This window comes from Priestia sp. VA7 (assembly GCF_055710015.1).
The window spans coordinates 656,659-682,314 of record NZ_JBVQPN010000004.1 but is presented as its reverse complement, the minus strand read 5'-3'; the positions used below and the strand labels follow the sequence as shown (position 1 = coordinate 682,314).

Here is a 25,656-nt window from a genome sequence, read left to right as displayed (position 1 = left end):
CTAAAATTTTCTTTCTGTACTTAATTATAAAGGTTTTTCTTTGGTTGTTAACTGAAATTTGAGAAAAAACCATTCTTCCTGCTCTACTTAATTTCCAGTCATTTATAAGATAAAACAAAAAGAAGAAGACAGATGTCTCCTTCTTTTTGTTTTTCACTTTACAGTGACGCTTTTAAAATAGCTAAAATATCATCTTTATTTAGTTTTTTAAAGTTACCGAAACCTCCGTGCTCCATTTCACGAGCAGCAATTCCAGCAATTTCGTCTAGTCGATCTTCTCCGATATCGTAATCTGCTAAGCGAGAAGGTGCACCAAGGCTTGACCAAAAAGCGCTTAGTTTATCGATTCCTTCTAATGCGATTTCTTTGTCGCTTTTATCTGCAGTTTCAATATCGAACATGCTTGTCATTACACGCTTCATACGAGTTACATCTTGATCTACAACGTGTCGCATCCAATTTGGGAATAGGATTGCTAAACCGCCTGCATGAGGAATGTCATATACCGCTGATACCGCGTGTTCAATTGTATGTGAAGCCCAATCGCCAAAGTAGCCCATTTGAAGTGTTCCGTTTAATGCGATTGTTCCGGAATATAAAATCGTTTCGCGGTGCTCGTAGCTTTGCAGATCTTCTAGTAATTTCGGCGCTGTTTCAATTACTGTTTGTAATACGGAATAGCACATACGATCTTGTAAAGGCGTGTTTTTCACGTTATGGAAATATTGTTCGAACACGTGGCTCATCATGTCTACCATGCCGTAGATAGTTTGATCTCTAGGAACAGACATTGTGTTCACAGGATCTAGTATAGAAAATACAGGGTGCGTAACGGCACTTCCCCAAACGTATTTTTCATTTGTTTCCCAATTCGTAATAACGGAATCCGGATTCATTTCAGAACCTGTTGCTGCCAATGTTAATACCGTTCCAAACGGCAGTGCTTTTGTAGCCGTTACTTTTTTGTTAATAATATCCCAAACGTCTCCTTCATACTCAGCTCCGGCAGCGATTGCTTTTGTGCAGTCAATAACGCTTCCTCCGCCGACTGCTAACATGAAGTCAATGTTTTCATTTCGGCAAATTTCAATTCCTTTTCGTACCGTAGATAGTCGAGGATTTGGCTCTACGCCCGCTAACTCATGTATATTTACGTTTAACTCTTTTAACAGCGTAAGAACTTGATCGTATAAACCATTTTTCTTAATGCTTCCTCCGCCGTATACAAGTAAAATATTTTTTCCATATTTCGGGAGTTCTTCTGATAATGCTTGAAGCTGATCTTTTCCGAAGATTAATTTTGTGGGATTATGATAAATGAAATTTTCCATACTATCTGTATACCTCCTAGTTGAATATAAAATAAATTGTCGCATTACGCGAACAGGAATGTAAGTATAAATGTAAAACAAAAATTTTTCAAGAGTTAAGTTCTCAGATCGCGTACTTTATTTTATTAAGTAATTAAAACGAAGAAAATGGCTTCTTAGATATAAAAAAGAGAGCAAGTAAATGCTCTCTTTAAAGTTCTTTGTAAGCCATTTTTCTATACGTAACAAATCCTTCTTTTTCGTAAAAGCTTTCGGCAATCGTATTATCATTCCAATAATCTAACTCAATTATATTGATGTCGTTGGTACGAGCAATGCTATAAATTTCTTTCATCAAACTCGAACCAAACCCTCTGTTTTTATAGGGTTCTGCGATGTTTATTTGATGAACATAAATTGACTTGTAAGTCTTTTTAAACACTGTCTCTGAATACTGCTTTATTTCCAGCCAAGCGAATCCCACATGCTGACCTTCATCTTCTCCTAAAAGAAAGATAAATCTATCGTCTTTCATCACTTTCTTAAAAAATTCATGCATCTTCTGAAAATCATATGTTTGAAAGCGCTCGGGGTATAATTCTACATGCAGTTGATGAACAGACTGATTAAGCTTGGCAATTTTACCAGTATCGAAAGTACGGCTAATCTTCAATTTTTTCTCTCCTATATATCTCGTATTTAGCAATGATCGTTATGAATTTATTTCGTTTAATATAGCCGGTGCGTTTGAGGTAAATAACAGATAGTTTTTATTGGTCGTTTTTATAAAGATGCGGTCAGTGGTTCCGTACGGAGGGCCAATTCGAATGGCGTTTGCTTCTTTACCCCCGTACGTGTCATCTTCCGTTACTTCAAGAATGTCTTCTAACGGAATCGTAAAGTGTGAAAGCTGCCATTTTATAATGAGATTATCATTTATTTTTCGGACACTGATAGTTGGTGTAAACATTTTATACATCCCCTTTGGTTTCTATTTTCCCTTCCTTCTTCTAGCAAAAAACAAGTTCATTTCCCCTTAACTTTCTAGCTGTGCAATGTGTTCTTTTATCCTTAAAATTGCTTCTTTCGGACAGCCTTGAAAATAACCTCCATGGTAACAAATAACATGCTCAATGTCGTAGTGTAAGAATTTTTCGAGTGATTGAACTGCTTGGTCCATATTTAAGGTCGTTTGTTTAACAGGTCCCATTAATCGTCCATTTGCCAACACTAAAGCATCTCCAGCAACCAGTGTTTTTGATTTTCTTAAATAAAAACTTACATGCCCAGGCGTATGTCCAGGGGTAAAAATCGGTTCAATGCCTTCACAGTATGGGAGCATTTGACTCCTTTTTAATACTATATCTACGTCAACTTTTGGAGGGTTTTTATAAAAAGATTTTATTTCATCAGGTATAGCTGCTAGTTCTTCGTTACTCATTCGACTCGCATTCGTTTTAATAAGCGGAAGTTTCCCTTCAATATACGGCTTATCAAATTCATGAGCATATACGATAATATTTTCATTTGATTTTTTTCGTATATCAGTCGCACATCCTATGTGATCTAGATCTTGATGCGTTAGAAGAATTACTTTTAGCTGTTCAATAGATATATTCAATTCACTTAAGGCCTCTCTCAGTTGATCGGTTTGCCCAGGCATTCCTGTATCAATTAGAATAGCTTCATCGTTATTCCAAACTAACGTAGGATTTAATATTATATTTTGGTCAAAAGCTCTGGCAGTCAACTGTAGCATTTCAACACCTTCTGAAATTCTCATCACAAACCCCTTTTCCTATTAAAGTTACGAAGGTTTTAACCTCCCATAATTGTGCAGATTCCAACGTTATTCTTGAATTTTATCAATAAATAAAATAAAAACCAGACTGGAAAAAAATCACTTTTTATGCTATGATATCTATATAACAAAGCGTAAAATAATCGATTTTTATAAAGAGAAAAGATGAACCCCACTGTCCGAGGTTCACCTTTTCTCTTTGTCGTTAGCCACTTTGGTTTTTTTATTTCTTATCTTCTCTTTGGATACACTCATGCAAAGGTACAACCTTAGTTTTCTTTGCTATTTTATACCCCCACCACGTCGCTAAAAAGAGAGGCAGACCGATGTATGAGACCGTCAAGCCGTACCAATCAATTTTGTCAGAAAGTACCGCTTGATAATTCTGTCCTAGAATAACGATGAGGCACATTCCAAATGCAAGAACAGGACCTAGAGGAAACCATTTTGCTTTATACGCCAGTTCATCTATCTCTCTTCCTGAAGCAACATATGCTTTTCGAAAACGATAGTGGCTGACGGCAATACCAATCCAGGCAATAAATCCGCTCATGCCTGAAGCGTTTAAAAGCCACATATACATTTGATCGCCAAAAATTGATGTTAAAAAGGCAAGACCGCCAATGATAGTGGTTAAAACAAGCGCGTTTACTGGAATTCCTCGACGATTAATTTTTCGAAGCGCTTTAGGCGCTTGCCCTTCATTTGCCATGGACCACAACATTCGCGTAGAAGCATATAAGCCAGAAGTTCCGGCTGATAAAACCGAGGTAAGAATAACAGCATTCATCAATGAAGCAGCTGCAGCAATTCCTGCTTTTTCAAAAACAAGCGTAAATGGACTAACAGCAATGTTATCCACATCTCCTCCTAGAAGAGATGGACTTGTGTAAGGAATGATGAGCCCAATTACAGCAATGGCTGCAATATAAAATAGAAGAATGCGCCAAAAGACTTGGCGAATGGCTTTTGGTATATTTTTTTGAGGGTTTTCACTTTCCCCCGCCGCAATGCCGACTAGCTCTGTACCTTGAAAAGAAAATCCCGCGATAAAGAAAATGCTTAGTACGGACAGAAATCCGCCGTTGACCGGCGCTTCTTCTAATGTAAAGTTTTTAAAGCCGATATATTCACCGCCGAAAATGCCAAAGATCGTCAGAAGGCCCACTCCGATAAACACAATGATGGTTACTACTTTTACGAGAGCAAACCAATATTCAGATTCTCCATAGCTTTTTACAGATAGGAAATTAAGTAAAAAAATTAAGCCTAAAAACAAAGCGCTCCAGATAATACTTGGCACATCAGGGAACCAAAACTTCATAATAATAGCAGAAGCAGCTATTTCTACAGCGAGCGTAACAGCCCAGTTAAACCAGTAGTTCCAGCCGAGCGCAAAGCCGAGAGCTGGGTCTACATAATGACTGGCGTACGTTGAAAAAGAACCTGATACCGGCATAAACGTGGCCATTTCTCCAAGACTAGTCATGAGAAAGTAAACCATAATTCCAATGGCCCCGTAAGCAATCAGCGCTCCTCCAGGTCCGGCAGTTTGGATGGATGATCCGGTAGCTAGAAATAAGCCCGTTCCGATTGATCCTCCAATGGCAATCATGGTCATATGACGTGCTTTTAAATGGCGTTTTATATGCTTATCGTCCTGCTTTTTTTCTTCTTCATTACGATTTATATCGACCGCTTCCATACTTATCCCACCTTTATAAATGAACTATGCGCACATGTTTAACGTAAAGCGTATAAGAATATCCATCTCCCACAAAAAGCAGGAGATGGACCCTTCATTGCTTACTTTGAAAAATCAAAATAGTTTCGTTTTAATAGACGAGGCAGGCTCATAAGCTGTTCGTACGTTACACTTTTTTCTAAGGCAGAAGTGTTGATTAAAAACAGTTGATCTTCAATGTGTCCAACCGTTTCATCTGTTTGATACGTAATTCCGCATTCTGAACATGTAATGGAAGGCGTCTCTTTAATTTCTATAGCTTTTGTGCCGTCAGGAAGCTCCCAATAAACCGTTGCATCCGTCTCTTTCGCTTCATAGGATTCGCACCATTGACATTTCAATATTATTCCTCCTTCGCTCCCGCCGTTTCGTATTTTTTCATTTGTGTTTCAAATTTTTTCTCTTTTAATTGATCGCGCTTTTCACGCTTGTCTTTCAAAGAGCTATGCTCTGGATTTTGGTCATACGTTTTCCGGCGGTCAAGACGGTTTAGACCTTCCGGTGTTAAGTTGAACTTTGTATCATCAATAATTGAAAGAACACCGTTGCTTTCAAATTTTTCAAATACTTCAGGATATACTTTTTTATAAAATTCTTCTGCGCTTCCACTTTGGTAATTTTGCGGCTCCGGATAAGATGTAATAACACCTTCAAAGTTTCGAAGCACCACTTTATTGGAGCTTTGAGAAATAATATAGTTTGGCTGCAGCGGAATTTTACCGCCTCCTCCAGGAGCATCCACGATAAACGTAGGAACTGCATAGCCGGACGTATGGCCGCGAAGTCCTTCCATAATTTCTAGCCCTTTACTGATCGGCGCACGGAAATGGCCGATTCCTTCTGATAAATCACATTGATAAATGTAATAAGGACGCACGCGAATTTTTACTAAATCATGCATAAGCTGCTTCATGATTGGCACGCTGTCGTTAATTCCGGCTAAAATAACCGCTTGGTTTCCAACTGGAACTCCTGCGTTCGAAAGCATTTCACAAGCACGCTTTGATTCTTCTGTAATTTCAATTGATGTGTTAAAATGCGTATTTAGCCAAACCGGATGATATTTCTTCAAGATATTGCACAGGTTTTCTGTAATGCGCTGCGGGAACACCACCGGTGCTCTTGTACCGATACGAATAATTTCTACGTGCGGAATATCGCGCAAATTTTTCAAAATATATTCTAAAATATTGTCATTGATTAATAGGCCGTCTCCTCCGGAAATTAACACATCACGGATTTGAGGGTTGGCTGCAATGTAATTAATAGCTGTATCCAGCTGTTTTTTTGGAACCCCCATGCCAATTTGCCCTGAAAAACGTCTTCTGGTACAGTAGCGGCAGTACATAGAGCATTGATTTGTAACTAAAAACAGCACGCGGTCGGGATAACGGTGTGTTAACCCAGGAACCGGTGAATCTTCATCTTCATGAAGCGGATCTTCTAAATCATACCTTGTTTTATGCAGTTCTTCTGAAATAGGAACGGACTGCATTCTGATTGGACATTTCGGATCGTTCTCATCCATTAACCATGCGTAGTAAGGAGTGATATTTAACGGAATCGTTTTGGTTGCAATTTTAACACCTTCTTCTTCTTGAGGTGTTAAATTTATCACTTTCTTTAAATCTTCCAATGTTTTAATCGTGTTTGTCAGCTGCCATACCCAGTCGTTCCACTGCTCGTCCGTTACATCTTTCCAAAGCTCGATTTCTTTCCAGTGTCTGCTTGCTTTATATAACGTATTGTTCATTTTATATTCCCTCCAAAGTTTATTTTTTGAATAGATGTTCTACTAAGAAATTGACCGCACCATATAATAGCGATCTTCTCCTTCGCCAAACTCTCCTGCTCGCGTTTCTTTAATGGTAAAGTCCATTTTTTTATACAGCTTCACAGCCCCTTCATTTTTTACATTCACAGTCAAACAAACGCTTTCGAAATTATCTTTTTTTAGAATCGAAAATATTTCTTCTAAAAACAGCTGTCCAATTCCGCTTCCTTGTTTATCAGATCGGACGTAGAAACCAAAGATATAAGCTTTTGTGATATCTTTGTAATCCCGAAGCAGCTCGCAAATGGCAATCGGCCTTGCATCATTTTCCTGGAAATATTGAATGAGCTTGCCGTAGCGGGCTAAAGGTACAAGCGTCTGTTCATCAACGGCTCCCATGCCCGGAAACGCATCTTTTTCAAGTTCAATCATCATCTTTTGCTGCTCCGGATTTAACGATTCCGGCACTTCGATATAGTACTGCTCTTTTAATGCATCCATTTTTCTTTCCTCCTTTTTTCACTTTCATATTTGACATCTTGCAGCGGCCAGATTAACTTTGGAATGTGCTGATAATTAAAGGTCGTTAAGCGATTTGATGCTACGCCTGGAGCATCCACATAGATGATAGATCCTACAAGCGGTTCAAAAGCGGCTCTGAAATGATTTTTAGCTTTTAAACCGATGATTTTTTTCGTCGTTGGCTCAATGCCAATATGGCGAAAAAGTTCAGGATCGTTTGCTGATACCGGCCTTCCAATCAGCAAAATATCCAATTCTCCTACTCGAATATGAGCTGCACCTTTTACATTTACTTTCAAATGCTGATTAAACGGTCCCGAATTGTAAAACTCACCTTCTGATAAACCAATGACCTTTGCTTCAGCTTCAACGGGCTTTCCAAACTCAGGAGAAACTTTTCCTCCTAAGGAAAGAGAGACGTAATTCCCAACTCCTGCTTGCACGCATTGTTTAATAGATTCAGGGTCATAAAGACCTCCAAACAGTGTCCCCGGCATATTTAGCTTCAGCATGTATTTCAAAAGTTCTGTTGTATCGCCGCTTCCACAGCTTAAAGGATTATCTGCTATATCAGCGAGCACTGTCGGCTTTGTGTTGGATAGTTTTAACGCTGTTTGCAGACCTTCTTCAACGGTAGGTAAATCGACTATAAATTCTTCTTTTATATTCCAAAACTGAGAAGCTAGTTTATTTGCTGTTTTTTCTGCTTTTTCAGGATTCAAAGCAGCTACGAGCACGCTTGCTCCGGCGATTGGAATATCGGAATATGGAAAGCCTCCAAAAACGGAAACATTATATACGTCTTCTTCTTGCTCAGCTTGCTTAGCAAGGTCAATCATTTTTTTCATAGGGCCTTCTGCTGTTCGCATATTAATTGAGGGCAACAGCATAGGCAATTTTTTTAAAGACGCATAATAGACAGCGCTTTCTTTTATTTGTGTTAAAAGCGCTCGCGCAGCGTTGACTCCTTGTTCGTACATATCAACATGAGGATATGTTTTAAAACCAAAGTGAAGCGGCGTGTACGTAAGCATGTCTTCACTGACATTTGCATGCATATCGAGCGTAGTAGCAATAGGAACGCTATTTCCTATACAGCTTCTTATTTGACCTAACAAATGAGCTTCAGGATCGAAAAGATGCTCTACTACCATTGCGCCGTGCAAAGCGATTAACAAGCCATCTAGCGGGCCGGCGTGAGTAAGCGCATGCAGCATTTGCTTTTCAATTGTGTAATAAGCCGCCGAAGATACAACCCCAGACGGAACTGCAGCTGCACAAACAAGGGGAACGATTTCTACTTGCTTCTCTTGCTTTAATACATCCAAAAATCCCCCTACTTCTGTTTTGGTTCCTGAATATGCTTTATATATTTCCGTTCCAACAAAATATCCTTCTTGTAGAAACTGTTCTATTTCTGTTTTTAACGGACTAAAGCTGTGAGATTCATGATAAAAAAAGGCAATGCCAATGCGATATGAAGACATGTGCTCCTCCTTTTCGCTAAGGTGCGAGATTAATAGTTGGTGTAGACAGACTTCCATTCTGTCATTACATCAAATGCATGATGAGAAACTTCTCTGTGGCCGTTGCCAGACATTTTCATTCCTCCGAATGCTACTCCCATTTCAGCATTAGATGTTCCGTTATTGATATAGACTAATCCGCTAACAGCGTCTTTCGCCGCTCGGCTGGCATAATGTAAGCTTCTTGTATAAATAGAAGTGGAAAGTCCGTACATCGTTCCATTATTGACGCTCATTGCTTCTTCATAGCCATTTACTTCAATAAAAGCAAGCACGGGGCCAAAAATCTCTTCTTGAGCAATTGTGTGATTCGAATGGACGTTATCGATGATTGTAGGCATGTAATAACAAGCCCCTAATTCTGATAAAGCACGACCTCCAAGCGCAATATTCCCGCCTTCTTCTAACGCTTTTTGTACGTAATCTTCTACTAAACGACACTGCTGTTCATTAACAAGCGGTCCTATCACAACCCCTTCATCAAGACCATTTCCAATCTTCATTTCTTCTGTAAGAGCTATTACTTTTTTCAACAGCTCTTCTTTTACTGAACGATCCACGATGACTCTGCTAGCTGCGGTACAGCGCTGCCCCGTTGTCGTAAATGCTGATTTAACAATTCCTTCTGCTGCTTTATCCAGATCGGCATCCTTTAATACGATAACCGCGTTTTTTCCTCCTAGCTCTAAAGAAATTCGTTTTAAGGTTTTGCTGCTCATTTCTGCTAACTGCTGACCAACTTCCGTAGAACCTGTAAATGAGATGATTTTCACTTCAGAGTGCGTAGCAAGCTTTTGTCCAACGATTCTGCCCGATCCCGTAAGCAAATTAATTGTTCCTTTTGGAAGCCCCGCAGCGTGCAATACTTCCATAAAAATCTTCGCTGAGAGCGCCACTTCTGAAGCCGGCTTCCAGACAACGGTATTGCCAGCGATTAAAGCGGCAAACACTTTATAAGAAGCGAGAGAAACAGGAAAGTTCCAAGGTGTAATACATGCTACAACTCCAAGCGGTTCGCGAACCATTTTTATATCTCGGTCAGGAAAGCCAGCAGGCACTATTTCGCCAAACAAACGTCTTCCTTCTCCCGCCATATACTGAGCTGTTGCAATGACGACACCAACTTCGCCTATTGATTCTGTCAGCGGTTTTCCCATCTCTTTTGTCATCACTTGAGCTAGCTCTTCTTTTCTGTCTTCAAAAAGCGAAGCTGCTTTTGTTAAAAATGCTGCACGTTCAGGAATAGATGTATTTTTCCAGTAGCTGTAGGCTGTACTAGCCGCGTTTACCGCAGCATCGACTTGACTAGCCGTAGCGGCTGCACACGTTCCGACGAGCTCTTGTGTTGCAGGGTTTATACTTTCAAAATAGGTTTGCTCCTCTTCACTTACCCACTCGCCGTTAATATATAAATTTCCTTGCAGCAGTTCGGTTTTAGTTTGACTCATATTGTTACCCTCCTTTTCATTTAAAAAGCTAGTTAATTGAAACTGCTTCTGTGATGACTTCTTCTAATAAAGACAGCCCTTGATTCAGCACGTCTTTATCAATATTTAGGGGCAGCATTAAGCGAATAGTTTGCCCTTTGACTCCACAGTTCATGATAAGCAGTCTTCTTTCCAGCGCTTTTGATTTAATAACAGGGACATAAGCAGCTGCTGTTTCAACATGAAATTCAATGCCGATCATCATACCAATTCCTCTAACCTCTTTAATAGCCGGTAAATGTCCGATAGAATGCTGAAGACGTTTAACAATATCGGCACCTACTTTTTCACTGCGCTCTACAAGCTTTTCTTCTTCAATGATTGAAATATTAGCTAAAGCAGCTGCGCACGATACTGGATTTCCGCCAAAAGTAGAACCATGTCCAGCTATTGGCCATTTCTCATGCAGTTCTCGGCTTGCTACAATCGCTCCTAGTGGCATACCACCGGAAAGAGCTTTTGCTAAAACTAAAATATCTGGTGTGACTCCAGCATGTTCTGCGGCAAACATTTTTCCAGTGCGTCCAAATCCCGTTTGCACTTCATCAAAGATAAGCAGAATGCCATAATCATTCGCTATGTCTCTCAGTGCGCGTAAAAAGCTAGAAGGAGCAGGGTAATAGCCTCCTTCGCCCATGACTGGCTCAATTACAATCGCCGCTACGCGTGAAGGATCCACTCGCAGTTCAAACAGCTTTTGCAGTTGATTTAAGCAATATGCTTCTGCTTCTTCCTCGTCAACATTAGGAAGCTGACTTGGATACGGATAAGGCGCGTGATATACTTCTCCTAAAATCGGCTCGTAGTAGCTTCGGTACTTGGAGCTTGAAGCTGTAATAGCTGTAGCTCCTAATGTACGGCCATGAAAAGAACCTTCGAAAGCAATAATCGCTGGTCTGCCAGTGGCCGCTTTTGCTAACTTAAGTGCTCCATCAATGGCTTCTGCGCCTGAGTTTGAAAAGAAAACCGTATCTAAGTTTCCAGGCGTAATTTGCGCAAGTTTTTCTGCCAAATTCACTGCTGTTTCGTAATAGCCGTAGTTTAAGCCTAGGTGAAGCAGCTGATCTGCTTGTTTTTTTATCGCTTCTACCATCTTTTCATGCGTATGACCCACTGCATTGACAGCTACTCCTGATACAAAATCAATATATTCCTTGCCATCAGCTGTCCAAAATTTTGCACCGTGCGCTTTTTCAATAACAAGCTCTGTTACTCTTGTCATCACCGGTGATAAATGTTTTTTTCCTTTGATTTGAAGCTCTTCCGTTTTATTTTGCACTTTCATATGACTCATCCTTTCTTATGTGCTGATAAAAAATAGAAAACGCATGATCTAGCAATCTCACTATTTCATCAACTTCTGATTTCGTTATATTTAAAGGAGGACTGATAATGATATGTTCTCCTTTATGTCCATCTATAGATCCGGATCCTGGATAAAAGACGCCTCCAAGCTCCATACAAATTTCATTGAGCTTTTCGCTGGCTGCTTCACGTGGCTCGAAAAATATCTGTTGATTGGCGTCTTTCATTAGTTCTAATCCAATTAAAAGTCCGCGGCCGCGAATATCTGAAATATAAGGATGCTTGCGCTCGAGCGTTACTAAACATTCCATTAAATACGCGCCTTGAGTTTCAACGTTTTGAAGGATATTCATTTCTTCATACATATCCAAAGCAGCAAGGCCTGCCGCTATTGAAACAGGATGTCCACTGTACGTATAGCCATGAAGAAACTTCCCGCTGCTATTTTCTAACAGCCCTTGAATCAGACGGTCATGGACAATCATTCCTCCTAAAGGAGCGTATCCTGCTGAAACTCCTTTACCAAAAGTTAGAATATCCGGCTCGATTCCGAATTGTTCCACTGCAAAATCAGTTCCTGTTCTCCCAAAGCCTGTCATAACTTCATCAATAATTAAAAGAATGTCATAGCGGCTGCAGAGCTCACGTACTTTTTTGAAATAGTCAAGCGGAGGTACGACAGCTCCTTGCTGACTTCCTACAATGGGCTCTGCGATAAAAGCTGAAATATTTTCTGGACCGAGCTCTAAAATGGTTCGTTCAATATCGGTGACGCAGCTCCAGTTTTGATTTGCCACGCAGTCTTCTTGATTGCGATTATACGGACAGCGATGACAATACGGCGAATAAACGTGCGCAAAATGTAAAAGATTAGGTGTATACGGATATCGTCTTTTTACGTCTCCTCCAGCTGATAGTGCGCCTATCGTATTTCCGTGATAAGACTGCCATCTTCCGATTACGATGTGTTTTTGCGTCTTTCCGGCATCTCTGTGATATTGCCTTGCTAATTTTAATGCACTTTCATTTGCTTCTGATCCTCCTGATGTAAAATAGACTTTGTTTAAATGAAGCGGCGCCATTTTACCAATGACCCCTGCAAGTTTATGCAAAACATCCGTTTCAAAACGCAATGTATGAACAAACGCCGCTTTTTTTGCCTGCTCAGCCATCGCCTCGGCTATTTGCGCAATGCCGTGCCCTAAGTTTGCCGCCACGGCGCCGGAGCAGCCGTCTAAATACTTTTTTCCTTGTTCATCTATTAAGTAGCTTCCTTCACCATGCGTAATCATTGGATACTTTTTTGTTAAATCTCTATGAAAAACATAATCTCTTTTTATTTCGTCCATCTTTCCACCACCATCGCCATTCCTAATCCTCCTGCAACGCAAATAGTAGCCAGGCCGTATCGTCTTTTTTGCTTGTGAAGCTCATGACACAGAGTTGTTATAATTCTTGCCCCGGAGCACCCTAAAGGATGTCCAAGCGCAATCGCTCCTCCGTTTACATTCACTTTTTCTGATGTGATGTCCCATTCTCTTAAGCAAGCAATACTTTGAGCGGCAAATGCTTCGTTTAATTCAATCAAGTCCATATCACCTAAGCTTAAACCGGCTTTATTTAAAGCAATTTGCGAAGCAGAAACGGGGCCAATTCCCATTTCCTTTGGAGAGACGCCCGCTGCGGCAAACGACACAACCTTTGCCATAGGCGTTAATCCAAGCTGCTCAGCTTTTTCTTCCGACATCAACAGCATCATTGAAGCGCCATCGTTTCTGCCGGATGAATTGCCAGCTGTCACCGTTCCATTCTTTTGAAAAACAGGCTTAAGCGCACCAAGCTTTTCTTTGCTAGTAAGACGAGGAAATTCATCTGTTGCAAAATGCCTCATACCTTTTTTTCCTTCTTTTACAGGTACCGGGATAATTTCTTCTTCAAACAAATCAAGTTCTATAGCCCGCCTAGCTTTTTCCTGACTATAAAAAGCAAACTCATCTTGTTCCGTGCGGCTAATACTATATTTTTCAGCGAGCCACTCGGCCGTCTGTCCCATCGTAAACGTTCCGTATAACGTTTCAGGCTGTGATTTTGGCTGACTTTCTGTATTAGAGTCATAGAGTGTTAAATCACCAACGTGAAAACCAAAACGAGTGCCTACCGTATAGTGCGGTGCTTGAGACATGCTTTCCACTCCTCCGGCTAATACCACTTCGGCTTGACCTGATAAAATGGACATAGCTCCATTCATTACAGCCTGCATGCCTGAACCGCACTGGCGGTGCACGGTATAAGCTGGAATACGTTCAGAGAATTGAGCTTTCAGCCCGGCTACTCTCGCTATATTAGGAGCATGAGCGCTTTGTTTCGTTTGTCCGACAATGATTTCATCAACAATCTCTGAAGTATATCCCGCTGAAGACAAATTGTTTTTCATTACAAGAGAGACTAGTTCTTCTGGAAGCGTATCTGCAAGCGAACCGCCAAACTTTCCAATAGGCGTTCGAAATGCATTTACAATCACTGCCATTATGCTGTCACCTCATTGTTTTTATTAAATAATTTAGAGACGCGAAAAGAAGCCTGCGTTTTTTGTTGCACTGTCTCTAAAGAAACACCCGGCGCTGTTTCAAGAAGTTCAAGACCAAGGTCTGTTACCGAAAAGACAGCTAATTCCGTAATAATCATATCGACTCGTCGCTCTGAAGTAAGCGGATAAGTTAACTCCCCAACTAGCTTTGACTCTCCTTGGCTGTTCGTATGAAGAGTCGTAACAATAACTTTTTTTGAGCCTTCTAATAAATCCATTGCTCCTCCTACGCCAAGAACACTTTTCCCAGGAACAGCCCAGTTTGCAATTCGGCCTGCTTCATCTACTTGAAGCACTCCAAGAATCGATACATTCACATGGCCTCCCCGTATCATGGCAAAGGAATCAGCGCTGTTAAAAAATGAGGCACCTTCCAAAACCGTGACGGGCAGCTTTCCAGCATTCACAAGTTCTGGATCTATATAATCTTCTTCAGGAGTAGGGCCAACGCCAAGAATCCCGTTTTCTGAATGTAAAAACACGTGAACATCGGGTGAAATATAATTAGCAACTAAAGTAGGAATGCCGATTCCTAAGTTCACTACATCTCCGTGACAAAGCTCTTTTGCAGCACGCGCAGCAATATATTGTTTGACGTTCATCTTATTGTTCTCCTTTCACTACGATATAAGTAACGTATAAATGAGGAGTTACAATTTCTTCAGGAGAAATCTGCCCAACTTCCACCACTTCTTCTACTTCAGCAATCACGATATCAGCTGCCGTTGCCATCATTGGATTAAAGTTTCTCGCTGATTTGCTGTAAATAAGATTTCCGAGTCGATCTGCTTTTTTAGCTTTTATTAGAGCTACATCTGCATGCAGCGATTCTTGCAAAACATATTTCTTTCCTTTTAATACTCGTTCTTCTTTTCCTTCCGCAAGCTGAGTCCCTACGCTCACAGGCGTATAAAATCCTCCGATGCCTGCTCCTCCTGCCCTAATAGCCTCGGACATTGTTCCTTGCGGGATGAGCTCCACTTGGAGTTCTTGTTGTTGATAAGCGTGTACAACTTCAGGGTTGGAAGTAAAATAAGAACCTATGGCTTTTTTTACTTGTTTTTTTTGAACCAATACACCTAATCCTTTTCCAGGTTCACCGAGGTTATTACTAATAATCTCTAAATCTTTAAGGTTTGATTTGGCAATCGCTTCAATCAGACTAAGCGGGCTTCCAACGAGACCAAATCCACCTACCATAATGCGGGCGCCATCTGTTATTTTTTCTATTGCTTCTTCGCGCGTGATGATTTTGTTCATTTTGTTTCCTCCTTTTCTTTTTATATTTCACAGCGCTTTACGCGAAAAAAACCAAGCAGGACACAATGACTCCCCAAAGAAACAGGGATGTCCCCACTCTTTGTAAAGTGTGTGTGTCTGCTTGGCTTTAATAAGACCATGAAAAGAGGTTGTCTTCTCACTTTATTCTAACCAAACGCTATGTAATTTTTTGATTCACATTATCCCAGTAACGTTGGATTGCAGCCTGAAGCGCTACGATAATCGCCTGTTGAGATGGAGCAAAATAATAATTTTGAATACGTTCAATAAGAGGTTCAATTCCATCTGCAAGGCAGTAACCAATAAGCAGCTTCCGGAAAAAATTTTGCGTCAGCTCCGTAATAAACGTAAACTCAGCATTTACAATTTTATGCTCTGTCAGATCCACTTCTAGTACAATTCCCGCATGCTTATACATTTCATACATGGAAGTTCCCTGTGGAGCTTTTGCATATCCTGTCACAATGACTGTATTCAGTATTTGCATGCCCCTTAATCTCCTTTTAAAAACTATTTAATTACTCCGCACTTTTACACTAATAATTCTGAAAGGTCAAATGAGATTAACTCATATGCTTTTAGTTATGTAAGTGCTTTCATTTTTAAAAAGATATGTTCTTACACAACTAATATTTCGCCTTTTCTAGACAAAATCCTTCTTTTCTTTTAAAAAAACTTTCTATTTTTTTATTTATTCCACTTTATTGAAATTTATTCGAGTCTCCATCAAACTTTTCATCCGCTATACGGATGGACTCTGTTGGACAGCCTTCAAACGCATCTATTAAATCGTCTTCCAGCTCTTGGGGCACTTCAGCCGTGCCTTGATTATCATCAAGTATAACGAACGCAATTCCTTCATCATCATAATCATAAATATCAGGTGCCGCAGCTCCACATGCACCACACGCAATACACGTTTCTTTATCGACTATCGTATATTTCCCCATGATCATTCTCCTAACTAAGTTTAAAAGTTATTACTCATTACCAGCCGCGTTCTTGCATACGATTTTCTGGTAATAATGATGAAATTTCAATTCCTTTCATTGCACTTCCTAATCCTTTTGATAAGCTTGCAATCAGTTCATAGTCTTGATAATGAGTAGTTGCTTCCACGATTGCTCGCGCAAATTTTTCAGGGTTGTCTGATTTGAAGATTCCTGATCCAACGAACACACCGTCTGCTCCAAGCTGCATCATTAACGCTGCATCCGCGGGTGTTGCTACGCCGCCTGCTGCAAAGTTTACAACCGGTAAGCGGCCTTCACGTTTAATTTGCAGTAATAGCTCATAAGGCGCACCTAATAGTTTTGCTTCTGTCATTAACTCGTCTTCATCCATGCCTACCACTTTACGTACTTGAGCGTTTACTTGGCGCATATGACGCACTGCTTCGACAATGTTTCCTGTTCCTGGTTCGCCTTTTGTACGAAGCATCGAAGCACCTTCACCAATTCGTCTTGCTGCTTCCCCTAAATCACGGCATCCGCATACAAATGGAACCGTAAATGTACTTTTGTTAAGGTGATATTCCTCATCAGCTGGAGTGAGTACTTCACTTTCGTCAATATAGTCTACACCCATTGCTTCTAGCACGCGTGCTTCAACAATATGGCCAATACGAGCTTTCGCCATAACTGGAATGGATACAGCGTTCATCACTTCTTCAACAATTGTTGGGTCTGCCATACGAGACACACCGCCTGCTGCACGAATATCAGCTGGAACACGCTCTAACGCCATAACAGCAACAGCGCCTGCTGCCTCTGCAATTTTTGCCTGTTCTGCATTGATCACGTCCATGATAACGCCGCCTTTTTGCATTTCTGCCATTCCCCGCTTCACGCGGTCCGTTCCATTTCTCACCATATTCAATTCCTCCTTTATATGTTCAAACACTTATTATGCAACTTCCATGCCAGTGTTAAAATATAGAAGAAATTAGTAAAAAACATTGATTTTTATGCCAAATTATTAAGCAGTTTTTAAAAATTTGGCAGGTGAAAGCCAATTTTTTAAACCAAAACAGCTCCCATCCCTATTAGAGACGGAAGCTGTTTTGTTAAGGAACTAATACTAATTTTCCGGTCGTTTTTCTTCCTTGAAGCAGACGATGTACATCTGCCGCTTCATCAAGTGAAAATGTGCCGCCCAGCATTAATTTTAACTGACCGGCATTTACGTAGTTTAATAGCTCATGCAGGCTTTGCTGATAAAGTGTTGGTTTTGCCATCATTTGAGGTAAGAAAAAGCCTAGAACCGATTGATTTTTTTCCATCAGGCGGGCAGGGTTAAATTTTACAGGTTTTCCGCTAGCCATTCCGTAAAAAACGAGGCGCCCAAATGGTGCAAGACATTGAAGAGATTCATAGAATATATGCCCTCCTACCATTTCTAAAATAATATCGGCCCCTTTTCCTTCCGTTACTTCTAAAATTTGTTTTTCCCAGCCTGTTTCTGTATAGTTAATCGCTTCGTCAGCTCCGAGGTTTTTTGCAAGCTCAAGCTTTTCTTTGGAGCTCGCTGTAGCAATAACTTTTCCAGCTCCAAAAATTTTGGCAAGCTGAACAGCTAAGGTTCCAACGCCGCCTGCTGCCGCATGAACGATGACGGTTTCTCCTTTTTCAAGGCGACCCATTGTTTTTAAAATATGATAAGCCGTGAGTCCTTGAAGAGGCAAAGCAACCGCTTGTGTTAAATCCACATTCTCCGGCAAAGGAATAAGACCTCTTGAGTCAGCCAGCGTGTACTCAGCGTATCCTGTTGCTCGATTAGATCCCAGCAGCGTCACGACTTTTGTACCTACTTTTATCCCTTTTACATCCTCGCCTACTTCAACCACTTCGCCCGCAACTTCAGAGCCTGGGATAAAAGGCAGCGGTGTTTCGACTACGTATGCTCCTTCACGCCGTGCAGCGTCGGCGTAATTAACGCCGATTGCCGCAACTTTAATGAGCACATCTTTCTTTTTTGGTACAGGGCGTGCAATATCGATAACTTGAAGAACATCAGGTCCTCCGTACTGCGTAAATTGAATGGCTTTCATCTTATATCCCCCTCTTATTTCCCTTGAAATAGTGGCTTTCTTTTTTCTTTAAATGCAGATATTCCTTCTTGATGATCTCTTGTTTCTACCATAAGAACTTGCGTTAGCCTTTCTTGTTCAAGGACTTGTTCTAATGTTAAATGAAAGGAATCGTTGACAATTTTTTTCATTTTTCCATACGCTTTGGTTGGTCCTTGTGATAAGCGACTTGCAAAGGATGTGACCTCATCTTTCAGCTGATTTAACGGTACTACACGGTTTAAAAAACCAGCTTTGTAAGCCGTATCGGCATCCATAGGCTCTCCTAAAAATAATAGTTCCTTCGCTCTATGGGGACCAACGACCTTTGTAAGAAAGTAAAGGCCTCCTCCGTCTGAAATCAATCCAACTTGAGAAAAGCTTAATACGAACCGACTTTCTTCTGACGCAATGATAAAGTCAGAAGCGAGAGCTAAATTAAAAGCCGCTCCTGCTGCAAATCCATGAACTGCTGAAATAATTGGCTTCTCTAGATTTTGCATCGCTAAAATACATTCATTTAAACGGCCGATATGTTCATAAACATCAGATCCGGACGCTTGGCCCATCGTTTTTACATCGCCTCCGGCAGAAAACGAGCGCCCTGCTCCATTTAATATAACCACTTTAATAGACTCATCGCTTTGCGCCTGTTTTATTTCAGCTGTTAACTTTTCAATCATTTCCTCACTGAATGCATTTAAACGATCCGGCCGATTTAACGTTAAAGATAAAATACTCCCGTGCTTTTCTACTACTAAATCACTCATAATCCAGATTCCCTCCTCTTTACTTTGCATTAAACGATAAGCCACCCACCGTCTACTAATAAATCACTTCCTGTCATATAAGATGCCTCTTTAGACGCTGCAAAAGCAATAACGTTTGCAATTTCATCTGGTTTACCTACACGTTTTAAAGCCGTATTTTTTTCGATTGCCTTAGTGAAGCGCTCATTTTCAAGTCCAGGCTGCGTTAAAGGTGTTTCTACGAATCCAGGAGACACAGAGTTTACTCTGACTCCACGGGGAGCTAACTCAAACGCCATTGCTTTTGTAAAGTTAATTAAAGCAGCTTTAGCAGCGCTGTAGTGAGGGATTTGTGCCCCGGCTTTATGTCCTGAAAGAGAAGCGATGTTAACAATAGATCGATTTCCTCCTATTTCTTCAGTTAAAAAAGGAATCAAATGTTTTGTGACAAGAAATACGCTTGTTAAATTGACGTCCTGCACGTGTTTCCACTGTTCAAGCGTTGTTTCTTTGATTGTTGAATTAACTGATCCGCCTGCGTTATTAATTAATAAATGAATTTGTCCGTACTTTTCTTTTATAAACTCAGCCAGCTCTTTGACGTCTTCTTCTTTCGTTACATCAGCTGGGAAAATATCCGTGCATTTTCGTTCACACCGTGTGTCAATAGCCGATGCAGCCTGTACTAGCTTTTCTTTCGTTCGCCCGACAAGAATGACGTGAGCTCCTTCTTTCGCCATTCTCTGAGCGGTCGCTTCTCCAATGCCGCTTCCAGCTCCTGTAATAACAGCTATTTGCCCTTCAAAACGCATAACATCCCTCCTTATACAACATATCGCCCGCTGTCGATAAATTCACGGGCAATGCCTCGATTGCGCGTGAACTCTCCTTCACTTTGCAAATCATTCATCCATTTTCCAAGAATTGTGCGGTACTGTCGGTGTTTTTCACCCGTTAACATCCCGTTTATTAATTGTCGAGCCTGCTTTTCAATTTCAAAGAGCGTTTCACTAACAACCGTTGCTGACAGCTTGCTTTTTAACTTTTCTTTTTCTTCTCCATTTTTGTTCACAGCTTTTTCCGCGCGCAGCACAGATGACTCCATAGCGAATAGTCCAATAGCAATTTCTGCGAGCTTCATCAGCATTTCTTGTTCTTGTGCTAGATTGGCGTTAAACGTTTGGAATGCTGTTCCTAACAAAGCAAGAAATAAATGTCTTGTGGTAATAACCGCCTGCTTTTCTCTTGCTAGAAGTTCATTTGAAGATATTTCCCACTGACCGCTCATCAATTCACTAACAGCATGTTCTACTTGTTTGCTCAGCTCTATTTCTCCTTTGTCTGCTTTTTTTAGAAGCTGAGTTGGAAGCAAAAGGCGATTGATTTCATTTGTGCCTTCAAAAATACGATTGATGCGTGAGTCACGATATACTTGTTCTATTTTATATTCTTGAATAAACCCCGCACCGCCATGAAGCTGCAGCGATTCATCGGCAATTAAATCAAGAGTTTCCGATCCGTACACTTTACAAACTGAACATTCCATTGCAAATTCAGCCAGCTGTTTAGCTACTAACTTATGATTTTCACTTTCATATAAGCCACCAAGCGCCTCTTCTAGTAAACCGGATGTACGGTACTGAATAGATTCAGATGCAAAAATACGAGCCGCCATTTTTGCTATTTTTTCTTTTGAAGCATTAAATTCCGCAATAGCTGTTTTAAACTGCTTGCGTTCTTTTGTATAAGCTAAAGCAAGTTCAAACGCATATTTCGCTGCGCCCATACATGCAGAACCTAAGTTAAAACGTCCGAGGTTTAAGACGTTCAACGCAATCAAGTGACCCTTTCCTACTTGTCCAAGTACGTTTTCTACGGGTACTAAACAATTTTCATAAATAACTGGACGAGTAGACGACCCTTTGATTCCCATTTTCTTTTCTTCTGGCCCGAGAGACAGTCCTTCAAAACCTTTTTCTACAATAAAAGCGGTAAAATGTTCACCGTCTACTTTTGCATACGTGATGAACGTATCTGAAAAGGCAGCATTGGTAATGTACTGCTTCGTTCCATTTAATACATAATGCGTTTTTTCAGGATTTAATACGGCTTTTGTTTGGGCTGCAAGAGCATCAGAACCTGCTTCTGGCTCTGTCAAACAGTAGGCCCCAATATATTCGCCGCTTGCCAATTTAGGCAAGTATTTTTCTTTTTGCTCCTTGGTGCCAAAATACGTAATAGGAAGTGTCGCAATGCATGTATGATTAGAATGAGCGACTCCATATCCGCTTGTCCGGCCAATGATTTCACCGACGAGTCCTTTGCTTACTTTATCAAGACCTAGTCCTCCATATGCTTCTGGAATACTGTGAGCAAGAAGTCCAAGCTCGCCTGCTTTATGCATCAATTCTACTACTTTATTAAAATCCTGCTGCTCAATGTCATTATGGTAAGGGTCTACTTCTTTTTCAATAAACTGCTTTGCTGTCTGAGCAATCATACGGTGCTCATCCGTTAAGTCTTCGGGTGTATAAACGTGATGCGTAGATGTTTTTTTTAGTAAAAATGAGCCGCCTTTTGCTTTTGTTTTCATTTCAGACATATCGTTTCCTCCCCGTTTACTAGCTTTTTTTTCACTACCTTAGGAGCTACGGAATAGACGTTTTTCCGGCTTACAAAGCCAATTTCGTTTAGAAAGCCATACTGAGTGAGCATTTCTCCTATAGCTGAGCGCTTCAATATTTCAACAGGTGAATGCTCATAAGCCTCATACAAAAGCAGTGCGGCTTTTGCAGCATCCGTCAAATGAAATGTTTTTAGTTGCAGCAGACAGCTTATAAAATACCCCGCTCCATACAAATCTTCTAGACAGAAGCGATCGGCTGAACCTGAACAAACCAATAAAACAGTTTCCTCTTGACCTTGCTGACAAACAGCACTGGCAACCGCTTCTCCGTTTAAAAGCGAAGCTGTATATACATGGTTTGCTTTTTCAGCGTTATGAATGGCTACAGTTCCGTTAGTCGTGGACAAAATAACCGTTTTATTTTGAACATGCTCCTTTAACGTGCTGGGATTCGGATCAAAAAAACCTTCAATCGTTTTCCCTCTATATTCGCCTACAAGCGCAATATCATCAGGCTTGTACGTTTTTGCTTTTTCACGCGCTTCTTCTTCGTTTTTTACTGGAATAACTTCTATTGCTCCTTGCTGTAAAGCAGCCGCAATTGTTGACGTAGCCAATAAGACGTCAAATATAACAACCGTTTTTCCTTCTAGCTTTTTGGAAAGAAGCTCTTCTTTTTTGAGTATTACGTGAATTTTCCCTTTCATATATGTCCTCGTTCTGTGTGCAGAGCATGAATAATTAGTGTTTTTACATAATCTCCAAATTGTGAAAACCGTTTATCATTTGTTTGGCCTTTTTTATAACGGTAATAAATTTGCTGACAAATGACAGCAAGCTTGAAGTACGCAAATTTTAGGTAAAAGTCAATGTGTGAAACATCCCGTCCGCTTTTTTTAGCGTATGCTTCTACAAAATCTCGACGGGAATAAAAGCTTTTTTGCACAGTAACAGGTGGATTTCCGAGTCCTCTTTTCAAAAGTTCAGGATCGCTGTCTTCCATCCAGTAGCTCAGCGCCACTCCCAAATCAGCAAGCGGGTCTCCAACGGTTGTCATTTCCCAGTCAAATAATCCTACAATTTTATTTCCATCCGGTGAAAATAACGTATTGTTAAGCTTGTAATCATAGTGAATAATGGTCGAATGCTGTGTAGTGGGGATGTGTGTGGTCAACCATTTTTTTAGGACTTCTACTTCCGGTATGTCACTTGTTTTTGATTTTTCATAACGATGAATCCAGCCGTGTACCTGACGTTCTAAAAATCCTTCGGGCTTGCTGATTTTTTCAAGAAGCGTGCCTTTATAAGGAACATCATGAAGTTGAGCAAGGACATCCACCATTTGTTCTGAAATACAACGGCAAAGTTCGTCAGTTCCTTTCACGTCTTCTGGAAACGCTGTGTCGATGAGAACACCGTGCTTTCTCTCCATTAAAAAAAAGGATTTCCCGACCACCGTCTCATCTTCACAAAACACATACGGTCTAGGAGCGAGAGGGAAAGACTTCGATAAAACAGATAAAATCTTGTATTCTCTTTGCATGTCATGCGCTTTTGGCGCAACTGGCCCAAAGGGAGGGCGTCTCAACACCGCCTCCCACTCTCCGACTGAAAGAGCGTAGGTTAAATTGGACGCACCTGATCCAAATTGCTTGATTAAAAGAGGCTCTTTAGGTAAATCAGGAATCGAAACACGGAGAAACTGATGCAGTTTTTCCATGTTTAATTCCTCTCCTTTTCGTACAGGAATGATTTGTGACATTCTTTTACCACCTGCTTTTTTATAGTTAAACAGCTACTTTATAATTCATCAAAAACTGCTTAATGTCCGCTGGAATAGACACGCTTTTTTGTGCATCAAAATCAAAGTACACGATGACAGCTTCTCCTTTAGCAATCAGCGATCCCGTCTTGCTGTCGGTAATTTCATGACCCATTGTAAAGCTTTTATTGCCGACATTAGATACAAAGGTTTTAATCATTAGCACTTGATTAAAATAACCTTGCGCAACAAAATCACATTTAGTAGACGCTAAAATATACTCCCACTTTTTTGTATGCATGGATGCTCCCATTTCTTCAAAAAAAGCAATACGGGCCTCTTCTAAATAAATGAAATAGCTCGTATTGTTAATGTGACCGAGTGCGTCTGTTTCGCAAAAACGCACTTTGACCTGTGTTTCATACATGATTTTCTCCTCCTTTACTTATGTGAAAAAACAGCGGGACGCTTTTCAATAAATGCTGATACTCCTTCTTTAATATCTTCTGTTTGAAAGACTTCTTCAAACAGCTCTGCCTCAAGTTCAAGACCTTCAGATAATGTACGATTCATTCCTTCGTTTACCGCTGTCTTAATTCGAGAAAGTGACGGAAGAGAGTGACGGTTAAATTTCTTAGCCAGCTCTTTTGCTTTTTCGAGCCCTTTTCCTTTAGGCGTTATATGATTGGCAAAGCCTGCATGAAGCGCTTCTTCTGCAGAAACAGGACTGCCGGCAAACATCCACTCTTTAGCTTTAGAAACGCCGATCACGCGCGGAAGACGCTGAGTTCCGCCGCCTCCAGGAAACAATCCGAGCTTCACTTCCGGAAGACCTATTTGAGCATGTTCTTCAGCAATGCGTATATCAGCGGTTAGTGAAAGTTCGCATCCTCCTCCAAACGTTAAACCGTTTAACACGACAATTGTTGGTTTTTCAATGTTTTCAAGTTTTTGCAAAACACGATGGGTTTTCATAAACTCTTCTTTAATGCCGCTTTGCCCTATTAACTGAGGAAACTCTTTAATATCAGCTCCGGCCATAAACGCCCGGTCGCCCGCTCCTGTTAAAATGATTGTAATGACATCAGGATCTTTATTAAGCTCTTCATACGTTTCTTCAAGCTGCTGCACAACAGTCTGGCTCATTACATTTAAAGGCGGGTTATCAATGGTTACAATTGCCGTTTTCTCCTCTTTTTCAACACGTACAAATTTTTTCATCATTACTTCACTCCTTGTGTGTGGTATGTGTAAAAACCTTTTCCTGTTTTACGTCCAAGCTCGCCTTTTTGAACTTTTTCTTCAATACACGCAGCTGGCTTGTCCTCTGGATCCCCCGTTTCGCTATAGCGCTGCTGCATCACAAAATATCCGACGTCAATTCCCGAGAGATCCATCAATTCAAAAGGACCGATCGGGTGATTGAGCGCTTTTTTACAAATCGTATCAATGTCTTCAAAATCTGCGTATCCATTTTCATAAAGGAAAACGGCTTCTTTTTGCAACGCTCCTAAAATTCGATTAGCAATAAAACCTGAGATTTCTTTTTTCAGAAGGACTGCTGTGCGATTAATTTGCTTGCAAACGTTCATTGTCGTCTGAGCTGTTTTTTTACTTGTCTTTTCACTCATCACAACTTCTACGCAGTCCATTACAAGGGGAGGGAAAAAGAAATGCATGTTAACGATTTGCTCTGGACGGTTTGTTGCACTTGCAATAAGCGAGTTAACAATTGTTGAACTATTCGATGCTAAAATGGCATGACTTGGTGCGTACTCATCTATTTCTTTAAAGACACTTTGTTTTACATCTAACTTTTCTACCACAGCTTCAATTACAAAATCAGCACTTGAAACCGCTTCCTTTAATGTGTTTGTAAAAGACAATCTTCGAAATGCGGCTTCTTTAACCTCAAAAGAGATTTTTCCTTTCTGAACCCACTTGCCTATAATTGCTTCCAGCTTGTCTTTTGCATTAATGAGTGATTGTTCATTCATATCTTGAATAATTGTTTCATATCCTCCGAGTGCACAAAGCATACCGATTTGATGTCCCATTTGTCCTGCTCCAATAACAGCAATACGCTGTATATCTTTACTATTCATGTTATAGCCT

The 25,656-nt window shown here is 40.6% G+C and carries 27 protein-coding genes; all 27 read right to left on the bottom strand.

Annotated elements, in window-relative coordinates; genetic code table 11:
• Positions 1-158 precede the first annotated feature (158 nt).
• The 27 genes from AC0C45_RS21310 to AC0C45_RS21180 all read right to left on the bottom strand — a co-directional run bounded on the left by AC0C45_RS21310 (position 159) and on the right by AC0C45_RS21180 (position 25,646).
• On the bottom strand, positions 159-1,331 hold the full coding sequence (locus AC0C45_RS21310; protein WP_280169093.1) for an iron-containing alcohol dehydrogenase: 1,173 nt from the start codon (positions 1,329-1,331) through the stop codon (positions 159-161).
• A gap of 190 nt (positions 1,332-1,521) precedes the next feature.
• Complete coding sequence (locus tag AC0C45_RS21305; RefSeq protein ID WP_280169092.1) at positions 1,522-1,983, bottom strand: GNAT family N-acetyltransferase; 462 nt, start codon at positions 1,981-1,983, stop codon at positions 1,522-1,524.
• Between the two features lie 39 nt (positions 1,984-2,022).
• Complete coding sequence (locus tag AC0C45_RS21300) at positions 2,023-2,280, bottom strand: SunI/YnzG family protein (protein ID WP_034652033.1); 258 nt, start codon at positions 2,278-2,280, stop codon at positions 2,023-2,025.
• A gap of 66 nt (positions 2,281-2,346) precedes the next feature.
• Positions 2,347-3,093 (bottom strand): MBL fold metallo-hydrolase, encoded by a 747-nt coding sequence (locus AC0C45_RS21295; protein WP_047932293.1) that lies wholly within the window; start codon positions 3,091-3,093, stop codon positions 2,347-2,349.
• 241 nt (positions 3,094-3,334) lie between these two features.
• The gene (locus tag AC0C45_RS21290) at positions 3,335-4,816 is read right to left on the bottom strand and encodes an amino acid permease (RefSeq protein ID WP_328252832.1); all 1,482 of its coding nucleotides are present in this window, start codon (positions 4,814-4,816) and stop codon (positions 3,335-3,337) included.
• A gap of 101 nt (positions 4,817-4,917) precedes the next feature.
• Positions 4,918-5,196 carry a YokU family protein gene (locus tag AC0C45_RS21285; RefSeq protein ID WP_013057076.1) on the bottom strand — a complete coding sequence of 93 codons (279 nt, stop codon included), beginning with the start codon at positions 5,194-5,196 and terminating at the stop codon, positions 4,918-4,920.
• 2 nt (positions 5,197-5,198) lie between these two features.
• A complete protein-coding gene (gene kamA, locus AC0C45_RS21280; protein WP_016764132.1) occupies positions 5,199-6,608 on the bottom strand; it encodes a lysine 2,3-aminomutase in 1,410 nt (469 codons plus the stop codon).
• A gap of 42 nt (positions 6,609-6,650) precedes the next feature.
• Positions 6,651-7,130: a GNAT family N-acetyltransferase gene (locus tag AC0C45_RS21275; protein ID WP_013057074.1), complete on the bottom strand. Its 480-nt coding sequence runs from the start codon at positions 7,128-7,130 to the stop codon at positions 6,651-6,653.
• Positions 7,118-8,638, bottom strand: a complete 1,521-nt coding sequence (locus tag AC0C45_RS21270) for a M81 family metallopeptidase (protein WP_237894049.1) — start codon at positions 8,636-8,638, stop codon at positions 7,118-7,120. Before AC0C45_RS21270 ends, AC0C45_RS21275 begins: the two co-directional genes overlap by 13 nt.
• A gap of 29 nt (positions 8,639-8,667) precedes the next feature.
• Complete coding sequence (locus tag AC0C45_RS21265) at positions 8,668-10,125, bottom strand: aldehyde dehydrogenase family protein (RefSeq protein WP_034652047.1); 1,458 nt, start codon at positions 10,123-10,125, stop codon at positions 8,668-8,670.
• Positions 10,126-10,153: 28 nt separating this feature from the next.
• Positions 10,154-11,449: an aminotransferase class III-fold pyridoxal phosphate-dependent enzyme gene (locus AC0C45_RS21260; RefSeq protein WP_047932296.1), complete on the bottom strand. Its 1,296-nt coding sequence runs from the start codon at positions 11,447-11,449 to the stop codon at positions 10,154-10,156.
• Positions 11,433-12,818, bottom strand: a complete 1,386-nt coding sequence (locus tag AC0C45_RS21255; protein WP_047932297.1) for an aminotransferase family protein — start codon at positions 12,816-12,818, stop codon at positions 11,433-11,435. The genes AC0C45_RS21260 and AC0C45_RS21255 overlap by 17 nt, the downstream gene beginning before the upstream one ends.
• Positions 12,806-13,996, bottom strand: coding sequence for a thiolase family protein (locus AC0C45_RS21250; protein ID WP_034652056.1), 1,191 nt, complete (start codon positions 13,994-13,996; stop codon positions 12,806-12,808). The genes AC0C45_RS21255 and AC0C45_RS21250 overlap by 13 nt, the downstream gene beginning before the upstream one ends.
• A complete protein-coding gene (locus AC0C45_RS21245) occupies positions 13,996-14,658 on the bottom strand; it encodes a 3-oxoacid CoA-transferase subunit B (protein ID WP_013083174.1) in 663 nt (220 codons plus the stop codon). Before AC0C45_RS21245 ends, AC0C45_RS21250 begins: the two co-directional genes overlap by 1 nt.
• Before the next feature lies 1 nt (position 14,659).
• On the bottom strand, positions 14,660-15,316 hold the full coding sequence (locus tag AC0C45_RS21240; RefSeq protein ID WP_034652060.1) for a CoA transferase subunit A: 657 nt from the start codon (positions 15,314-15,316) through the stop codon (positions 14,660-14,662).
• 178 nt (positions 15,317-15,494) lie between these two features.
• Positions 15,495-15,824, bottom strand: coding sequence for a DUF3870 domain-containing protein (locus AC0C45_RS21235; RefSeq protein WP_013057066.1), 330 nt, complete (start codon positions 15,822-15,824; stop codon positions 15,495-15,497).
• Between the two features lie 214 nt (positions 15,825-16,038).
• Positions 16,039-16,287, bottom strand: coding sequence for a ferredoxin (locus AC0C45_RS21230; protein WP_013083172.1), 249 nt, complete (start codon positions 16,285-16,287; stop codon positions 16,039-16,041).
• 37 nt (positions 16,288-16,324) lie between these two features.
• Positions 16,325-17,209, bottom strand: a complete 885-nt coding sequence (gene pdxS / locus AC0C45_RS21225) for a pyridoxal 5'-phosphate synthase lyase subunit PdxS (RefSeq protein ID WP_014460089.1) — start codon at positions 17,207-17,209, stop codon at positions 16,325-16,327.
• 193 nt (positions 17,210-17,402) lie between these two features.
• Positions 17,403-18,386, bottom strand: coding sequence for a quinone oxidoreductase family protein (locus AC0C45_RS21220; protein WP_013083170.1), 984 nt, complete (start codon positions 18,384-18,386; stop codon positions 17,403-17,405).
• Positions 18,387-18,400: 14 nt separating this feature from the next.
• On the bottom strand, positions 18,401-19,174 hold the full coding sequence (locus tag AC0C45_RS21215; protein ID WP_301542926.1) for an enoyl-CoA hydratase/isomerase family protein: 774 nt from the start codon (positions 19,172-19,174) through the stop codon (positions 18,401-18,403).
• A 29-nt stretch (positions 19,175-19,203) separates the two neighbouring features.
• The gene (locus tag AC0C45_RS21210; protein WP_034652064.1) at positions 19,204-19,965 is read right to left on the bottom strand and encodes an SDR family NAD(P)-dependent oxidoreductase; all 762 of its coding nucleotides are present in this window, start codon (positions 19,963-19,965) and stop codon (positions 19,204-19,206) included.
• Between the two features lie 11 nt (positions 19,966-19,976).
• Positions 19,977-21,755 (bottom strand): acyl-CoA dehydrogenase family protein, encoded by a 1,779-nt coding sequence (locus tag AC0C45_RS21205; RefSeq protein WP_237894047.1) that lies wholly within the window; start codon positions 21,753-21,755, stop codon positions 19,977-19,979.
• Positions 21,743-22,486 (bottom strand): 2-phosphosulfolactate phosphatase, encoded by a 744-nt coding sequence (locus tag AC0C45_RS21200; RefSeq protein ID WP_047932301.1) that lies wholly within the window; start codon positions 22,484-22,486, stop codon positions 21,743-21,745. The genes AC0C45_RS21205 and AC0C45_RS21200 overlap by 13 nt, the downstream gene beginning before the upstream one ends.
• The gene (locus AC0C45_RS21195; protein WP_047932303.1) at positions 22,483-23,541 is read right to left on the bottom strand and encodes a phosphotransferase family protein; all 1,059 of its coding nucleotides are present in this window, start codon (positions 23,539-23,541) and stop codon (positions 22,483-22,485) included. Before AC0C45_RS21195 ends, AC0C45_RS21200 begins: the two co-directional genes overlap by 4 nt.
• A 25-nt stretch (positions 23,542-23,566) precedes the next feature.
• The gene (locus AC0C45_RS21190) at positions 23,567-23,968 is read right to left on the bottom strand and encodes an acyl-CoA thioesterase (RefSeq protein WP_016764118.1); all 402 of its coding nucleotides are present in this window, start codon (positions 23,966-23,968) and stop codon (positions 23,567-23,569) included.
• A gap of 14 nt (positions 23,969-23,982) precedes the next feature.
• Complete coding sequence (locus tag AC0C45_RS21185; RefSeq protein WP_280169091.1) at positions 23,983-24,765, bottom strand: enoyl-CoA hydratase; 783 nt, start codon at positions 24,763-24,765, stop codon at positions 23,983-23,985.
• On the bottom strand, positions 24,765-25,646 hold the full coding sequence (locus AC0C45_RS21180; protein ID WP_047932305.1) for a 3-hydroxyacyl-CoA dehydrogenase family protein: 882 nt from the start codon (positions 25,644-25,646) through the stop codon (positions 24,765-24,767). The genes AC0C45_RS21185 and AC0C45_RS21180 overlap by 1 nt, the downstream gene beginning before the upstream one ends.
• Between the last annotated feature and the right edge of the window lie 10 nt (positions 25,647-25,656).

Excerpts from the sequence above, each read along its gene's own strand:
- AC0C45_RS21310 (WP_280169093.1), bottom strand. The coding sequence starts at position 1,331 with ATGGAAAATTTCATTTATCATAATCCCACAAAATTAATCTTCGGAAAA.
- AC0C45_RS21300 (WP_034652033.1), bottom strand. The coding sequence starts at position 2,280 with ATGTTTACACCAACTATCAGTGTCCGAAAAATAAATGATAATCTCATT.
- AC0C45_RS21295 (WP_047932293.1), bottom strand. The coding sequence starts at position 3,093 with ATGAGAATTTCAGAAGGTGTTGAAATGCTACAGTTGACTGCCAGAGCT.
- AC0C45_RS21290 (WP_328252832.1), bottom strand. The coding sequence starts at position 4,816 with ATGGAAGCGGTCGATATAAATCGTAATGAAGAAGAAAAAAAGCAGGAC.
- kamA (WP_016764132.1), bottom strand. The coding sequence starts at position 6,608 with ATGAACAATACGTTATATAAAGCAAGCAGACACTGGAAAGAAATCGAG.
- AC0C45_RS21275 (WP_013057074.1), bottom strand. The coding sequence starts at position 7,130 with ATGGATGCATTAAAAGAGCAGTACTATATCGAAGTGCCGGAATCGTTA.
- AC0C45_RS21270 (WP_237894049.1), bottom strand. The coding sequence starts at position 8,638 with ATGTCTTCATATCGCATTGGCATTGCCTTTTTTTATCATGAATCTCAC.
- AC0C45_RS21265 (WP_034652047.1), bottom strand. The coding sequence starts at position 10,125 with ATGAGTCAAACTAAAACCGAACTGCTGCAAGGAAATTTATATATTAAC.
- AC0C45_RS21260 (WP_047932296.1), bottom strand. The coding sequence starts at position 11,449 with ATGAAAGTGCAAAATAAAACGGAAGAGCTTCAAATCAAAGGAAAAAAA.
- AC0C45_RS21255 (WP_047932297.1), bottom strand. The coding sequence starts at position 12,818 with ATGGACGAAATAAAAAGAGATTATGTTTTTCATAGAGATTTAACAAAA.
- AC0C45_RS21250 (WP_034652056.1), bottom strand. The coding sequence starts at position 13,996 with ATGGCAGTGATTGTAAATGCATTTCGAACGCCTATTGGAAAGTTTGGC.
- AC0C45_RS21245 (WP_013083174.1), bottom strand. The coding sequence starts at position 14,658 with ATGAACGTCAAACAATATATTGCTGCGCGTGCTGCAAAAGAGCTTTGT.
- AC0C45_RS21240 (WP_034652060.1), bottom strand. The coding sequence starts at position 15,316 with ATGAACAAAATCATCACGCGCGAAGAAGCAATAGAAAAAATAACAGAT.
- AC0C45_RS21235 (WP_013057066.1), bottom strand. The coding sequence starts at position 15,824 with ATGCAAATACTGAATACAGTCATTGTGACAGGATATGCAAAAGCTCCA.
- AC0C45_RS21230 (WP_013083172.1), bottom strand. The coding sequence starts at position 16,287 with ATGGGGAAATATACGATAGTCGATAAAGAAACGTGTATTGCGTGTGGT.
- pdxS (WP_014460089.1), bottom strand. The coding sequence starts at position 17,209 with ATGGTGAGAAATGGAACGGACCGCGTGAAGCGGGGAATGGCAGAAATG.
- AC0C45_RS21220 (WP_013083170.1), bottom strand. The coding sequence starts at position 18,386 with ATGAAAGCCATTCAATTTACGCAGTACGGAGGACCTGATGTTCTTCAA.
- AC0C45_RS21215 (WP_301542926.1), bottom strand. The coding sequence starts at position 19,174 with ATGAGTGATTTAGTAGTAGAAAAGCACGGGAGTATTTTATCTTTAACG.
- AC0C45_RS21210 (WP_034652064.1), bottom strand. The coding sequence starts at position 19,965 with ATGCGTTTTGAAGGGCAAATAGCTGTTATTACAGGAGCTGGAAGCGGC.
- AC0C45_RS21205 (WP_237894047.1), bottom strand. The coding sequence starts at position 21,755 with ATGTCTGAAATGAAAACAAAAGCAAAAGGCGGCTCATTTTTACTAAAA.
- AC0C45_RS21200 (WP_047932301.1), bottom strand. The coding sequence starts at position 22,486 with ATGAAAGGGAAAATTCACGTAATACTCAAAAAAGAAGAGCTTCTTTCC.
- AC0C45_RS21195 (WP_047932303.1), bottom strand. The coding sequence starts at position 23,541 with ATGTCACAAATCATTCCTGTACGAAAAGGAGAGGAATTAAACATGGAA.
- AC0C45_RS21190 (WP_016764118.1), bottom strand. The coding sequence starts at position 23,968 with ATGTATGAAACACAGGTCAAAGTGCGTTTTTGCGAAACAGACGCACTC.
- AC0C45_RS21185 (WP_280169091.1), bottom strand. The coding sequence starts at position 24,765 with ATGATGAAAAAATTTGTACGTGTTGAAAAAGAGGAGAAAACGGCAATT.
- AC0C45_RS21180 (WP_047932305.1), bottom strand. The coding sequence starts at position 25,646 with ATGAATAGTAAAGATATACAGCGTATTGCTGTTATTGGAGCAGGACAA.